7 protein-coding genes are annotated in these 15,542 nt (G+C 63.1%); 2 read left to right on the forward strand and 5 right to left on the reverse strand.

Annotated features, from left to right (window positions below):
* Positions 1-9 precede the first annotated feature (9 nt).
* The 3 genes from CHU95_RS20185 to CHU95_RS20195 form a co-directional block, all read right to left on the reverse strand.
* On the reverse strand, positions 10-1,488 hold the full coding sequence (locus tag CHU95_RS20185; RefSeq protein ID WP_245838433.1) for a tetratricopeptide repeat-containing glycosyltransferase family protein: 1,479 nt from the start codon (positions 1,486-1,488) through the stop codon (positions 10-12).
* Positions 1,489-1,520: 32 nt separating this feature from the next.
* Complete coding sequence (locus CHU95_RS20190) at positions 1,521-4,145, reverse strand: autotransporter outer membrane beta-barrel domain-containing protein (RefSeq protein ID WP_094458154.1); 2,625 nt, start codon at positions 4,143-4,145, stop codon at positions 1,521-1,523.
* A gap of 146 nt (positions 4,146-4,291) precedes the next feature.
* The gene (locus tag CHU95_RS20195) at positions 4,292-5,776 is read right to left on the reverse strand and encodes a tetratricopeptide repeat protein (protein WP_165772283.1); all 1,485 of its coding nucleotides are present in this window, start codon (positions 5,774-5,776) and stop codon (positions 4,292-4,294) included.
* 120 nt (positions 5,777-5,896) lie between these two features.
* On the opposite strand from CHU95_RS20195, the gene CHU95_RS20200 reads away from it, so the two are divergent.
* Positions 5,897-7,759, forward strand: a complete 1,863-nt coding sequence (locus CHU95_RS20200; protein ID WP_094458156.1) for an O-linked N-acetylglucosamine transferase, SPINDLY family protein — start codon at positions 5,897-5,899, stop codon at positions 7,757-7,759.
* On the opposite strand, the gene CHU95_RS20205 is transcribed toward CHU95_RS20200, so the two are convergent.
* A complete protein-coding gene (locus CHU95_RS20205; protein ID WP_094458157.1) occupies positions 7,737-9,512 on the reverse strand; it encodes a tetratricopeptide repeat protein in 1,776 nt (591 codons plus the stop codon). The two genes, CHU95_RS20200 and CHU95_RS20205, sit on opposite strands and share 23 nt — an antisense overlap.
* A complete protein-coding gene (locus CHU95_RS20210) occupies positions 9,509-12,610 on the reverse strand; it encodes a glycosyltransferase (protein WP_165772284.1) in 3,102 nt (1,033 codons plus the stop codon). Before CHU95_RS20210 ends, CHU95_RS20205 begins: the two co-directional genes overlap by 4 nt.
* A 93-nt stretch (positions 12,611-12,703) precedes the next feature.
* Here CHU95_RS20210 and CHU95_RS20215 point away from each other — a divergent pair, with 93 nt between their 5' ends.
* The gene (locus CHU95_RS20215; protein ID WP_094458159.1) at positions 12,704-15,424 is read left to right on the forward strand and encodes a glycosyltransferase; all 2,721 of its coding nucleotides are present in this window, start codon (positions 12,704-12,706) and stop codon (positions 15,422-15,424) included.
* Positions 15,425-15,542 lie beyond the last annotated feature (118 nt).

Raw genomic sequence — 15,542 nt, forward strand, 5'->3', positions numbered from 1 at the left:
GGAACCCGGTCAGGCCCCGCAAGATTTGACGGCGGCGCGCCGGGCACGGGCCAACTCGCGCAACCCTTCCACCGCAGCCTGGAACACCGGTTCCCAGTCCTGGTCGCTGGTCTGCCGGAACAGCCGCATACTGGGATACCAGGGGGTACCAGCCGTACGGTCGCCATAGACCCAGTAAGGCATGTACTGCACCAAGTTCCAGACCGGCGTACCCAGCGATCCTGCCAAGTGCGCCGTGGAGCTGTCGGTCATGATCAGGAGATCGAGCTTTTCCAGCATAGCGGCGGTATCGGCGAAATCATCGATATGCGGTCCCAGCGGTGTGACCAGAAGCCGGCTGGACAGTGCGTCTAGCTGTTCTTCTGGCGGACCTTTCTGCAAACTGTACAGGCGTACGCCTGGCACCTCGCCAAAACGCAGGAAGCGCGACAGGTCAGTGGCCCGGCGTTGGTTGTCGGCGAAGGTCACACGACCAGACCAGATGATGCCAACGCGCAGGATACCCGGTTCCGCAGACCCCAGGACCCGGGCCGCCTTGGCCCTGGCTTCGGGGGGTATATGAAGCCGGACCGGCGGCGGTATTGTGTCAAAGGTGGTACCGCACAGATAAGGCAGGCTCATCTGCGAAGCCTGAACATCGAATTCCGGGAAGTCAGATCCGGCGGGCACGAACTCATCCACCGGCAATCCGCCCAGCACGCGACGCAGTTCCGGGTGGCATTCGAACAGGATGCGGCCACCGCGGGCCTTAACCAATTCAACATAGCGGGCGGCCATGAGCGTGTCGCCGAACCCCTGTTCGGTGGAAAGGAAGATGCGCTTTCCATTCAGGGGACTGCCATCCCAGGCAGCACCCGGCGTCGGCCGGGTCCGATAGGCGGCAATATGCCGGCGGGCTTCATATTCGCGAAAGCCCAGCTCGTACTCGCCCACCTGCAGAAGGGTCAAGGCTCGTTCCCAGCACAGGGCCGGTGTGACCGGCCCCAATGCCACAGCCTTGTCCAGCAGGAACAGCGCTTCACGATAGGCCGCAGCCTTGCGGCGGCCGATGACGGCATTGAACAGCAATTGCGGGTTGTCGGGGACCAGACGCATAGCTTGGGCGTGGGCTTCCGCAGCTTCATCATGGCGACCGGCCTCGGTCAGCAGATTGCCCAGGTTGGACCAGATGCCAGCATTGCCGGGATCAAATTCCAGACCACGGCGATGACAGATCATCGCCTCGTCAATGCGGCCGAGCCGTCGCAATAAAATCCCCAGCGTGCTCCATGCCCCGCCATCGCGTGGATTGGCGCGCAGCGTCTCCTCGGTCGCCTGCAACGCCTGTTCATCCGCATTGGTGGGGGCTGGCACGGCCGCTGTCAGCAGCGGCGCCGCCGGAAGTGGAACCATAGCCGGCGCGCCGGTCACCGGCACCGGTGCCGGGGCGGCACGGTGGACGGGCGGTGGTTTCGGTGAGGCAGCGGCTTTACGCTTCTTGGCGGTCACTTTACTCTGGCTCTCAGACGCGGGCTGCCGCCTCACCAGGCGACGCGGACTTGGGCGGTCAGCGCATGCTGGGTGCGGTTATCGCTCAACTCCGCATCATAGCGCGCCGACAGGCGGATGTTATCGGCTATTTCGGTGCTGACACCACCGCCCAGGACAGCCATATCGCGTCCCGGCTTTGCCGCGCGGATCCTAAAGGACTGGCCCAGCAGGGTCTGGCCGGTGCTATAGCCGGGATTGACCAAGTCATGTTCCCAGCGGGCTGACAGTTCCGGGACCAGAATGCCGCCACCAGCCAGCGCCACCGGATGGGTGAAGCGAAGGCCGAAGCCACCGCGCAGACCGGCCTGCTTATCATTAGTCACTGACAGGTTGAGGGCGTCGGCCCCGACCTCCGTAAACCCGTCAGCATCGCTGCCGTCATAACGCAGGAAAGCGCTTGGCGTAACCACAGCGGGGCCCATGTGCAGCCGATAGCCCGTCTCAAAGGCGGCACCGACACTCTTGCCGTCAGTTTTGCCAGTGGCAATGCGGTTCAGACTGCCAACAATGACGGCCCGGCGCGTCTCATAATCGCTAAAGGTCATGCCGGCCTGAGCATCGATAAACAGCGCTGCGTCGCTCCAACCTAGGTAACCGCCAACATAGTAACTGCTGATGCTGGCCCGGCCGCTGTCGTTGCGGCCTGTCACACGGCTGTCGGCATAACCGACGGCCGCACCGAGTCGCACCCCGTCTGCGGCGACACCATAATCGACCCCAGCCAAACCACCCGCCATGCGGTGGCGAAAGCCTGGATTGTTACCGTCACTACCCGTGTGCGCCTTGTTTCCAAAGGCGCGGCCCCAAGCCTGCCAGCCATCGGTGCTCTGTTGCAGACTGCCCTGACGACTGGCCACCAGCGTCCCGAAACCTCGGCTGACATCAATGGCGACCAGGGGCAAGTTGGCGTTGAACTGGCCGGAGAGGCTGGATAATGCATCAGGGACAGCATTGAGACCCAACGGGATCAGCGCATTCAAGATCGGCTGCGCCGCCGTGCTGCGCGCCGCTTCCAACGCATCCACGGCGCTGCCGGCCGCACGCTGGTTAAACGTCAGACCCGACAGTCCAGCATAAGAAGCGACGCCGACATAAAGATCGACACTGTTGGCGCTGTACAGGGCCACGATGCGGCCGCTGGCCGGCAAACCCGCCGTCGGCTGCGTAATGGTGGTGAAGGTGCCAGTCACCCCACCTTCCGCCTGCACAACACCCGCCAGACGTTGGCCCAGCGACAATGTATAGCTGTTGCTGCCAGCCGGTTCCCCGGGGGCGTAGGTAATCCCGCGCAGAACCGGCGTGAGCGTGACGCCCGCACCAATCGTGTATGCATTGCCCGCACCCGTGACGAGGACACGCGAATAATTGCCCGCGCCATTGCCCGTTCCAGCGCCGTCGATCTCCAGCACCAGGCTGCTGTTGGCCTGTTGTGTGACCGGGCCGGTGAAGGTCATCGTGCCGGGGGAATTGCCGGGGCGCAGGGCACCGACGATGGTCGTGGTGCCCACAACACGGCCCGTTCCACGCAAGATGCCCTGGGCGCCCACTGTAACGGGTGCAGTCAGCAGACTATTGACCGAGAGTTGGCCATTTTCTACCTGCACCACGCCCCCGGTCAGCCCCCCCGTCAGGTTGGCCTGGCCACCATTCCGCACTGCGACAGTGCCGCCAGCATTGTTGATGGCACCGGTCAACAGGGTGCGCCCGCTCGTGGCAATGACCAGGGTACCCAAATTGGTGATCGGGCCGGCAATCACCCCCTGTCCCGAACCGATAAGGGCAAAGGGTGTAGCAGCGGCAGCCGTATTGATGATGCTTCCTGCCAGCCCGATATTCTGCCCGGCATTATCAAGAGCACCACCAACCGAGCCAATATTCAGCACTAGTGTGACGGGTTGGCTGATGCTGCCCAGCGCGCCGACGGCACCTGGGCGCAGGGTGCCGCCATCGAAAGTCAGGGTCCGGGTTCCCGAAAGAGTGGTCCCCAGACCCGCTGCGTCATTCGTCGTATAGAACGCCTGGTTCCGGTCGATGACAGCACCCAGATTGCCAGCGACATTGGGCGTACAGGTCGGGCACAGCGTGATCATGACATTGTCAATATTCTGCGCGGCCCCAAGACTGTTCGCCACAAAGCGCAAAACCGACTGGCTGCTGAAGGCCTGAACATTGAAGCTGTAGGTGACCCAACCCGTTGGTGGGGCGCTGTCACCGGCATAGTCGAAGATGCGGGCATCGCCGAAATAGGCGGTCAGACCTTGGCCGCCATCGCTCTTATACTGAAACGTGACATTGTAACGGGCACCAACGCCGGTCGCCACCGTCTGGGTCAACATGTTGGTGGAGAACAGGAATTCCACACTGTTGCCGCTGCCGTCGGCACCGATGCCGGCCCGCAGGCCCGTAGGGTCGGTACTGGTCCAGTTATCGAAGGCCACCGTCTCTGACCCTGCGATTTTTGTCATCGCCTCAAAACTGCCATTGCACAGCAATGCGCCGGCATCACAGGCAGCGGCGCCAGCCTCCCCGGCCAACAAAGGCGGCATCATTACGCTCGCCAGGAGGGCCATCTTGATGCTGGACAAGGCCACAGGCCGGCGCGCAAACCCGTTCATGAATTCTGCCCCCACATCAAGATTAACGGCACTTGAACAGCCAATAGAGGTGAGTATGTAGAGTATGCCCAAAACCAGAAGGCATATGGACAACAGACAGAGTTTATAACCCACGATCGTCGGAAATGCTTATCATTTCATAAAGTTCATCCCTGGCACGGTATAACCTTAAGGTTAATAAGATCAATTGTGCTCTGTGCGATCCGACGCAGGACGCCGTCCCATCCACTTTCCCGTTCGCATCTGAACATACGGATGCCGTCGTACCAGACGGTGCGGTCGGGGTGGGTCAGCCAGCGCCAGTCGGCCAACCAGGGCAGGGCCAGGAACGCCGGCTTGCCCATCGCCCCTGCCAAGTGGATCATGGCGCTGTCACAACTGACGACCAGATCCAGGTTGGCGATGATGGCCGCAGTATCCATAAAACTGCCATGGGTTTGGTCCTGCTCGGCATCGGGGAAACAGGTGATCCCAAAAGGGCCGGCAAGCGCCTGCAACTGATCCAATCCGACCTTCTGCTGAAGATTGAACAGCCTTATTCCCGGCACCGCCGCCAGGGGCGCGAACGCACCCAGCGGGATAGACCGTTCGTCCCCGGCTGCCTGCCAGTTGATCCCCACCTTGAACCCATCCCTTGCGATGCGCCGACCCCAGGCGGCAACCCTGTCGGCGTCAGGATGGAGATAGGGCTCCTTGGCCCCCGGCACGGACTGTGGTGAGCTGCCGCACAGGCCCGGCAAGCTCATCAGCGGTGCGTGACAGTCAGCCTGCGGTAATGGCTCACCGTGACACACAAGCTGGTCGATACCGGCCACGCCACGCAGGATATCCCGCATCGTGGGCTGGCATTCGAACAGGGTCCGGGCGCCCTGGTTCTTCAGCACCGACAGGTAGCGGATAAATTGCAGCGTGTCGCCCAGCCCTTGCTCAAAATGCACCAAAATGGTGCGCCCGGCCAACGGTGACCCGTCCCAGCGCGGCACACCCGGAATGTCACGGCGCCAGCCCCACGCCGCCTGCCGATGGCGCCAGTCATAGTGCGGCCATCCTTCCTCCCACTGGCCCAGGCTGATTAAACAAGCCCCTAGATTCTTATGGTAGTCGGCGAAGTCTGGCGCCAGTCGGACAGCCCTCTTGTAGAGCCGCGCCGCCTCAACCGCCCTCCCCTGCCGTCGTAGCGCCCCAGCCAAGTTGTTGGTTACCGACCCTGCATCAGGGGCCAGCACCAGAGCCCGACGGTAAGCCGCCGCCGCCGCATCGTAACGACCCAGGGCCATCTGTACGTTACCCAACCGGAAGGCCGCGTCCGGGTAGTCGGGCTGACCCTCCAGCAGCCGCATCAGCAGCGCCGTCGCGCGCTCCAGCCCTCCCTTTAACACCAGTAGGCTGCCCAGCCGGAACAACGTATGGGCATGGTCGGGGCGCCGTCGCAAAGCCTCTTCCAGCACTGGCAGCGCCGCATCGCCCTGGCCGGCATCCTCCAGCGCAATGCCCAGATTAAAAAGCGCCACGGGATGGTCGGGCGCGATTTTCACGGCATGGGCAAAGTGAGCAGCGGCCAGATCAGGCCGGCCACCGGCATGGGCCTGCACACCCGCGTTGATTGCCATACGGAAAGCATCATCGACCATCGCCCGCCCCCCGCCGCCGTTCCTCTGATGCATAGGACCTGACAAGCGGCTTGGCAATGCCGCCCCAGCCCGGCATCCTTACCGGACCCTGCTGAAAGACGCCCCCTGTTGCCCCCCGCCATGCCTACAGACCTGCTTCGTGCCGCCATGGTCGCCTATCGCCAGGGCCAGATGGCGACGGCAGAGGGGATGTGCACGGCACTTCTGCGCGCGCAGCCAGGCCATAGCGGTGGTCTGTTTCTGCGGGCCGTATTGTGTGTGGCCACAGGACGGGATGATGCGGCGGCCGATCTGTTCCAGACGGTCTTGACCCTGGACCCAGCCATCGCCGATGCCCATGGCAATCTGGCCATGATCCGGCAACGGCAAGGGCGCCTGATTGAGGCAGAAATCCTGTTCCAGCGCGCCGCCACCTTGGCGCCGGACAATGCCGGCTGGCGGATCGGCCGTGCCCTGCTGCGCCTGAACAGGCCGCAGGAGTCGGCATGTGATTTCCGCTATGCGCTGTCCCAGGACCCCGCTTCGGCGGCAGCTTGGCGGGGTCTGGGCCTGCTATATCGAAGGCAGGGTAACCTGACCGCAGCGGCGTGCGCATTGGACCGGGCCTATCGCATCGATCCCACCCTCGAACTGGCCGACAGTGAAGCCTTCGGCTGCCGCCTGCAAGCCGCTGACTGGCGGGATTACGCATCCCGGCGGCAGCGGATTGTAAAGCGCATAGATCAGGGAGGGGTCGTGCTGCCACTATTGATGCAGTGGATCGGGATCGATCCCAGACGTCAACACCGCGCCGCAACGACAATCTTCGGCACGCATGTTGCTCCGGCCCCGGCTTCGCCGATCCCACGCCGCAATCGGGGCGATGGCACTCTTACGATCGCGTATCTGTCAGCCGATTACCATGATCATGCCACAGCCCATCTGATCACCGGCTTGTTTGAATGCCATGACCGGCGGCATTTCCGCGTCCTCGCGGGCTGTTATGGGCCTGACGATGATAGTGCGGCGCGGCGCCGCATTCGCGCGGCTGTAGACAGCTTCCACAGCTTGAGCGGACTGACAGCCGACGATGCCGCCATGTGGGCGGCGTCGGAAGGCATCGATATCCTGGTGGATCTGAAGGGTTATACCGCTGGGGCACGGCTGGACCTGCTGTCGCGCCGTCTGGCCCCGGTGCAGGTGGCCTATCTGGGCTATCCTGGCACAATGGGCGGTGCGGTACTGGACTATCTCATCGGTGATCCTGTGGTCACCCCGGCCAGTGACCAACCTTATTTCACTGAACGGTTGGTGCTGCTGCCCGACAGCTATCAGGTCAATGACCGAAAACGCCCACTGCCGGGGGCGTGCGATCCGTCCGTAAGGTCGACCTCCGGCTTCGTCTTCGGCGCGCTGCATCCCCCGCACAAGCTGACACCGGATCTGTTCGCCTGCTGGATGCGGCTTCTGTGGGCTGTGCCCGACGCCTGTCTGCATCTTTACGACCCTCATGGGGCTGCCACCCCCAACCTGCGGGCTTCGGCACAGGCAGCGGGGATCGATCCGGACCGACTTGTCTTCGCTGGCCCAGCCCCTCTGGCGACCCATCTGGCCCGATATCGTGCTATTGATCTGTGTCTGGACAGCTTTCCCTACACCGGCCACACCACATCGTCCGATGCACTGTGGATGGGCGTGCCGGTTGTCACCTGCCGGGGAGATGCATTTGCTGCACGGGTGACAGCCAGCCTGCTTTATGCCGTCGGCCTACCGGAGTTGATCGCCGATGACCAGATCGGATACGAAACACTGGCCCTATCGCTGGCCCGTAACAGGGACCGTTTGTCCCGACTAGCCGCACATCTGGAGCGGGTCCGCAGCACCGCCCCGCTGTTCGACACGCCCCGCTTTACCCGCCATCTGGAAACAGCCTATCGGCTGATGTGGGAACGTCACACCGCGGGGCTGGCGCTGGCCGGGTTCAGCATTCCGCCACAAACCTGACCAGGGCCGCGCGCATACGCCCTACCACTGGCTCCCAGTCCCCCGCACAATCCTGTCGGAACAGGGTCATTGACGGATACCAGTTGGTCCGATCCCCATGATCCCGCCAGCGCCAATCGGCATTCAACGGCAGAATGGTCCAGGTCCGCCGACCCAGGGCACCGGCCAGATGCGCGGGCGCCGTACAGGAACTGATGACCAGATCAAGATTGGCCATGATGGCTGCGGTATCGGCAAAGTCCGTGATCTCCGGCCCCAGATCGGTGAATTGCAGCCCCGGTGACTGAGGCGTCAGCAACGCCAGATCGGCACGCCCCCCGCCCTTTTGCAACGCGACGAAACGCACCCCCGGCACCGACAGCAGCGGCAGCAGCGCCGCCAGCCCCGGCGACCGCCGCCGGTCGTCCTTGAATTCCGGATTGCCAGCCCAAACCAGCCCAACCTTCACCCCATCATCTCTACCCAGCCGTGCCGCCCAGCGTTCCACCAGCGCAGGTTCTGCTGATAAATATGGGGCGAAGGTCGGCTCCACCGCCTCATTCAACAAATAGGGCAGGCTCAGCAGCGGCGCGTGGGCATCGTGCGGCGGCAGAGGCTGGCCTGTCGTCAGCACGCCGGCCACACCGGGCAGGCTGGCAAAAAGACGGCGCAGCGGTGCAGCGCATTCGACAAACACCCGCGCCCCGAGTCCTGCCAACAGCGGGGCATAGCGGGCGAACTGGATACCGTCCCCCAGGCCCTGTTCATCATGCAGAAGCAAGGTTCGCCCTGCCGGGTCCCCGCCCTCCCAGGCCGGCGATGGGTAGGCCTGCGCCGGCGCCCGGAATTCCCGCAGCTTCTTACGCCATTCATAGGCCGCGAATCCTGCCTGTATCTTCCCCTTCAGCAGCAGGCAGGTGCCCAGCAGCGTATTCGCCTCCGGATGAAGAGCATCGACGGTCAGGGCCTGACGGCAAAGCACCATCGCCTCGTCCACGCGGTTGCGGTTGCGTTCCAGCAACGCCAGATTGACCCAGGCATCGGCGAAGTCGGGCTTAAGCCGGATGGCACGGTGTAGCCAGACCGACGCGTTCGCGTCGCGCATGCCGGTCTGCGAAAGGACCAGGCCCAGATTATTCAGCACGGCGACTTCACCCGGCATCAGCATCAGCGCCCGATGGTAGGCCTCGATCGCTTCGCAGTAGCGTTGTTGCTGTTTCAGGACGACACCCAGATTGGCATGGGCACGGCCATCCTGTGGCGTCAGTTGCAATAGCTCACGCCAAGCCATCTCGGCCTCTGCATCCCGCTGCAAGGCCATCAGTGCGGTCGCCAGCAGGAAACGCTGCTGCGTACAGTCCGGCACCAAGTCGATATAACGGCGCAGCGGCGCCAACGCGCCTTCGTTGTCCTTCTGATCCAAAAACACAGAGGCCAGATTATGATGGGCCAGCGCAAAATCCGGGTCGATCAGCACCGCTTCGCGTCCCGCGATAGCGGCTTGATCCAACCGTCCCAACTGGCGCAGCGCCGCGCAAAGGTTGGAAAAGGCCGGTGCATTGGCATGTTGCCGGCGCAGCGACCGGGCCAGCAACGGTACCGCACGCTCCGCATCGCCAGCCAGCAGCGCCCCGGTCCCCAGCGCATGCAACGCCTCGGGGTCCTCGGGGCGGATATCCAGGATAAGGCGGAAGACTGCATCAGCCTCTGAGATCCGGCCCGCCCCCTGCAAAGCAATGCCGTCGGCCATCAGTTGCTCAACAGACAGGGTCATGGGCTGGTACCGGGTGCGATCCAACCCATCCGGACAAAATCCGCTAGCCGGGCGCGAAGAGTGGCCGGGAACCCCTCATCAATTGGCACACGGGTCAGGGCCGTCCACATGCCGGGGATGGCACCCTCCTCGAAACGGCCGGTTGCGAAGAACCTTTCGAGCCGCGCACGGTTGATTGCATCATCGGCACCGAAAGTGCCAACCATCTCGCGATGCGCAAAGGCGTCAAGCTTGGCCAGAAACCGATCAATGCCGCCCATCCAGGTAAAATGCCACCCGGCCGACGCGATCACCTGCCCGATCCCCTGCTTGGCCAAATAGCGCATATTGTTGGCGCCCACCCGGCGCACCAGCTCGACCGGTGCTGCCGCGACGGAGACCCAGGGGTCTGGCGCCCGCAGGTTCAGGAAATAGAGATGGATATCCAGATGCGGGGCAAACAGCGACGGCCCGTCGGCCCCCATCGCGCGCAGCCGTGAGATGATCTCCGGCCGCAATATCTCATCGGCGTCACTGACAATTACCATGTCCGCAGGTCCAGCCGCCGTCAGCCCGCGCTGAATGGCCTGACGCTGGTGCGCTTCCCGCACCCAGGCGAAGCCGCCGGGGTCATCTTCCACCACCACATGGATGATCTTGTCCTTATAACGGGCAAACCGATGCCTGTTTTCTGCAAAATACAGTGGTTTGGGCGCGCCGGCATGGGTAAAGGCCGCCTCCACGAGCACAAAATGGTCGACCACGGGAGACAGTTCGGCCAACCGCAGGTCCAACAGGTCCAGTTCGTTATAAAACTGAAAACAATCATAGATCTTGCGTCCCTGCGGCGGCGGCAGTGGCAGCGGTGCGGCCAACGGGCCGGTGGCATCGAACCAGGACAGAAACGCATCATAGCCGCGCAATGTGCCCCACATTAAGGACCGTTCACCCTCATCATTCGCGGGCAGATCCAACAACTGCCCGATCTGGACCATCAGGGCCCGCGCGGTATCCCGCCAATCGACGCCCATCCGGCCATTGGCTCCTTCAGTCAGCACTGTGCCCAGCATCTCCAGCAACAAACGCTGTGACAGGGCCAGCCTTGCGGCGTTCAGGCGGCGATGTCCGTCAGGGTCGGCGCCCGGCTGCACAGCCTGGCGCAGCAATTCCACTTGCTGGTCACGCCGCCCGGCCAGACGGTGACGCGCCGCGATCATTCGCAACATCAGTGACCGGCGCTGGTCCGCATCGGTAGTCTTAGCCGCCTGTCGCGCCAGACTGGCATCCTCTCCCAGCGCAGCCGCGACAAGGGCCATTGCTGAAAAAAGACGCCCGGCCTCAGCCATACCCATACCGTCAGCAGCGGCCAAGGCCGACTGTTCGGCCGCGGACAGCCACAGGGTCAACAGATTACGCCGCTGCCGCCCGCCGAGCACGGCGGCGCTGTCAATGCGCAGGGCTGCCGCGGCCAGTTCCAGGGCGAGCGCATGGTCGCCCAGTCCATGGGCCGCGAGCCCGGCCGCCAGCCGGATGCCGATATCTTGCGGTAGAGCATTGGCGATCAGCAGACAGGCCGACAGCATGGCAGCCCCATCCCCCGCCGCCTGCGCCTGAGTGGCAAGTTGCCGGGCTGTCCCGATCAGCGACGACACCCAGGGGCCATCGGACAAGAGCGGCCAGACACCGCACAGCGCACGCACCCGCAGGCCCAGCGGTCGGTCATCATCCCCGGTGCTGACGCCTTTCAGCAGCGCTCCCATCCAGCCTTGCCATTCCGTCGGCGCCAGCGACACATCCAACCGCAGGGCACGGCCAAGTGACAGAAGGGCATCGGTCGGCCGCGCCAGTGCGGCCTGTATCTGCACTGCCAGGCGCCATGCACCTGCATGCACGGGGTCCAGGACCAAGATGCGCTCGCACAGATCCGCCATGGCGTCATGATCGTTGACCGTCGCCGGGCGGCGCAGGCGGAACAGCAGGGACGACACATTCTCTTCCCGGCCGTCCGTCAACATGTCGGAAAGCAATGAAAGCCACTGCGCTGCCCGCCGGTCCCAACCGCCCTCGGCGCCCGCTTGGGCCATCTGGGCGCGCAGATGGGAGTGCGTGCCAGCGGCATCATCGCGGTGACGACGCAGTTCCTCGACCAGCACCCCGGCGAATAGGGTCGCGTGCTCTGCCGGTGCCGCTGGTACCGGCAGCAGACGCGCAAAGCCGGCGGTTGTTTCCGGCAAGGCGCCGAGCCGGCTGGATACCACCAGACATCCCGCCGCCATCGCCTCCATCACGCTGATGCAGGAAGTCTCGGCGAACCGGTTAGGGTAAGCCAATGCCGTCACGCTACGCAGGGCCGATGCCAGAACCGGCTGTGCGACACCGCCGACATACTCTACCCCATCCATGCGTCGGCATTGTTCGTAAAGCCCGACATAGGGATCGCGGTCCAGCGGCACCTGATAGGCTTCCAGAGAGGAATAGACCCGCAGGATGGTACCGGGGATGGCGGCCCGGATCTGGGGCATGGCAGCCAGCAGTACATCCAACCCCCGAAACGGCGTACTGGTATAGGCCAGTATGGGTGGCCATGGCTTGGCAGCCTGAATGTCGGCATCGTCCGGAAACAAGCCAGCAAAGTATGGGGCCGGCGCATTGCGCAGAATATGACACCGATCGCGGCGCAGACCGAACCGACGGATGAAATCCTCTCGCTGCCATCGGCTGACAAAAACAAAGGCATCCCAGACGGCTGCTGTCGTCGCATCGCTGAGGTTGGCGACGCTGGGTTGGTCGCCCGCATGCTGAGTCCACAAGACCAGTTTCTGCCCATGGGTCATAGCCCCGCGCAGGTTCAACGCCCCTTCCCGGTCGCAGCCCCCCATCACCACCAGCACATCAAACTGTGCCAGCAGCGACAGCGGCATGGTTCGGTGGTGGCGGCACATCACGCCATCAACAGCACCTGGCGTAGCAGTGCCGTTGACCAGGGTGACATCAGCCCCAGCCCGTGCCAGGGCCAGCGCAAGATAACAGGCAGCCGACTGCATACCGCCCAAGGGTGCAGCCCGCACGGTGTGCGGCGTGTAGTCGCCGAAGGTCGTGTCGAGGAATCCGAGTTTCATGACCCTTTGAACCATACCGCCATTCAGCATCTTTGCTGTTAGCATAATCTGACTGCTATTGGATGCGTGAGGATACAGGCTAGGGACTGGTTGATGCGAATGAACCCGGCGGAATGCCGCCGCCTGCTGGCGGACGATCCGGCCCATCTGTTGGCCTTGCAGCATCTGGCGACCCATCTGCGTGATGAAGGCGACGGCCTGCATGCCATGCGCCTCTTACGGCGCGCCTACGCCCTGCATCAGGACAAACGGGTGTTCGACCATCAGGTGGAAACCACCCTTCATGTGGCCCTGAACCAGATTTCCGGGCTGCTGGACCCCGGCCGTTTTGAGGAGGCGGCGGTCCATCTGGAGTGGCTGGCGGCATTCATTCCGCCATCAGGCCATCTTGCGCGGCTGCTGACCATCGTCTGGCTGATCCTGGGACGGGAGGGCGATGCCATTGCCATGCTGCCGAAAGCCGGCGTCACGGCGCCATCCGACAGCGGCATCGCCATCGCCCTGGCCGCCCTGGAAACCCATCGCCGCCATTATGGTGTGATCGGCACCGTTGTAATCCCCGCTTATAAGGCGGCTGGCACCATTGTCGAAAGTCTGGACAGCATCCGGGCCACCCTGGCCCATTACCGCACCGCTTCGGGTCGCGAAGATGCCCAGGTTCATATTGTTGTGGTTGATGATTGCTCTCCCGACGACACGGTAGATGTGGTCAGGGCCTGGGGGCGGGCACATCCCGACCAGGGGTTGGCGCTGATCGTGAACAACCGGAACTGTGGGGCTGGTCGCGCCCGTAATGCTGGGGTGGCGGCCGCTTTAGGCCCCTATCTCTGGTTTCTCGATGCTGACGACCGCTATCTGGAACGGCATTTTCATTTAACGGCCAGCGCCCTGGATGCCAATCCGCATTGGGATTATGTGCGTACGGACATGGTGTTCGACCAGATCGACAGCCAAGTGTCCACGGTCTGGCGGGAAGCCTCGGTGCGCACCTATCCGTGCAACCTGTGCATCCGGCGGGAGGCCCATGAACGCACCGGCGGTTTCCCAGAAGAAACGCCCTTCTGGCCGGCCACCGCCGACGATGTCGCCTATTCGCGTGCGATTACACAGACCCTGAAAGGCGTAAAGATCGGCATCAAGACCGTCTTCTACCGAATGAGTCCCGGCAATGTCCTGGACCGTTTGCAGGCGGAGATGGTCAGCGGCCGGCAGCCAGGAGAAGGGGCGCATGTCGATGGGCGCTTCATGGCCATCGAAATCCTGATCCGAAGCCGTCTCCATGCTCTGTCCACCGGGCCAGAGATGATGGCGCAGGTACGGCACAACACCGTCAATCCCCTGCTGGCCTTGGCCAACGAACGGACCCAAGCTGGTGACCATGCGGAGGCCCACAGGCTGCTGCGCCGGGCCGTCGATATCGCCCCATCTCAGCCCCTGGCCTGGTTTGAACTGGCGATGGCCGCGCATCGATTATCACGACGCGCGGAGGCGAAATCAGCGTTCGCCCGCGCTGCTGGCCTGCGCCCGGACCTGGCAGCGGCACAGACCAATCTGGGCCTGCTGATGCTGGAGGATGGAGAGGCAGCGGATGCCGTGCCGCATCTGCGCCAGGCCATGGACAGGGCGCCAGGGAACCCCAATGTCCCGTTCCTGCTGGGTCGCGCCCAACGCCGTCTTGGCCAACGGGCCGAAGCAACCGCAAACCTCCGGCGTGCCATGATATTGGACCCTGCCCGGGCCGAATATCAGGCTGAATGGTCGGGATTGCTGCTGGATGGCGGGAATGTGCCGGCGGCCCTGTCAGCATCGAACCGTGCCGCGACCCTTTCCCCCAGACTCTATGATGCCCATGCCGCCCGCGCCATGGCCTTGGAAGCGGCTGGCCGTAGGGCTGAGGCATTGGGGGCCTGGGAACGGGCCATTGCCTGCAACCCAGGCTATGGCGAGGCCTTCACCCGCCGTGCCCTGCTTCTGTTGACGGAACAGTGGGGCCCTGCGCCGGTCGCGCGACCCAATGCCAAAAAGGAGAGCCACCGGCTGGCTGTTACCCGCCTGGGCTGCAATGGGCGTTTTGGCAATCAGTTGCTGCAATATGGTGTCGCGCGGCTTTATGCGGAACGCCATGGCCTGACCCTTGAAACACCGGCCTGGATAGGCCGACATCTCTTCGATCTGGACGATCCGTTACCCGGACCGTCACTGCCGCGCCTGTCGGAACAGGATGCCGGCCTGTCCGCTGGTCTTGCCCCTGGATCAACACCCGATGCTGCCGGTCATGATATTGATGGCTATTTCTGTGGGGACATGACACCCCTTGCCCCCTACGCTGAGGGTTTTCGCCGTTTGTTTACCGGCAGTCGCTTCTGGCAGGAGCGGGCGGAACAGGTTGCAGACCGGTTATGCCGGCCGGGCGGCACGGTCATTGCCCTGCACCTGCGGCGCGGCGATTTTGGCTGGGGTCCCTTCTGGATCGCACCGGAATCCTGGTACCTGGAATGGCTAACCTCAATCTGGCCGGGTTTGAACCGCCCAACCCTCTACATCGCCACCGATGATCCGACCAGCATGGCCCCGTTTGCGGCGTTCCAGCCGGTTTGCGCTGCTGATCTTGGGCTGCCGCCGGTGCCGGGGGCTGATTTCCTTGATGATTTCCAGGTGCTGTGCGTGGCCGACATCGTCGCCATCTCCAACAGTACTTTTTCATTTACAGCCGGCCTGCTTAACCGTCGGGCACAGGCTTTCTATCGCCCAGACCGAGCCTCGACCAGCCTTTGCCCCTATAGCCCTTGGTCGTCACCTGTGCTTCTAGGGTAAGAAAAAAAGTCTGAGAAAGTTTGAATATATTAATCAGAAAGCAATTATCTTATAAAATTATTTACTAATAATACCCCCTATTGCGATTAAGACGCAGCCTTATATCGCGGCCCCTAAT

Origin of the sequence: Niveispirillum lacus (genome assembly GCF_002251795.1) — a bacterium.
GTDB lineage: Bacteria > Pseudomonadota > Alphaproteobacteria > Azospirillales > Azospirillaceae > Niveispirillum > Niveispirillum lacus.

Excerpts from the sequence above, each read along its gene's own strand:
- CHU95_RS20195 (WP_165772283.1), bottom strand. The coding sequence starts at position 5,776 with ATGGTCGATGATGCTTTCCGTATGGCAATCAACGCGGGTGTGCAGGCC.
- CHU95_RS20215 (WP_094458159.1), top strand. The coding sequence starts at position 12,704 with ATGCGAATGAACCCGGCGGAATGCCGCCGCCTGCTGGCGGACGATCCG.
- CHU95_RS20210 (WP_165772284.1), bottom strand. The coding sequence starts at position 12,610 with ATGAAACTCGGATTCCTCGACACGACCTTCGGCGACTACACGCCGCAC.
- CHU95_RS20205 (WP_094458157.1), bottom strand. The coding sequence starts at position 9,512 with ATGACCCTGTCTGTTGAGCAACTGATGGCCGACGGCATTGCTTTGCAG.
- CHU95_RS20200 (WP_094458156.1), top strand. The coding sequence starts at position 5,897 with ATGCCTACAGACCTGCTTCGTGCCGCCATGGTCGCCTATCGCCAGGGC.
- CHU95_RS20190 (WP_094458154.1), bottom strand. The coding sequence starts at position 4,145 with ATGAACGGGTTTGCGCGCCGGCCTGTGGCCTTGTCCAGCATCAAGATG.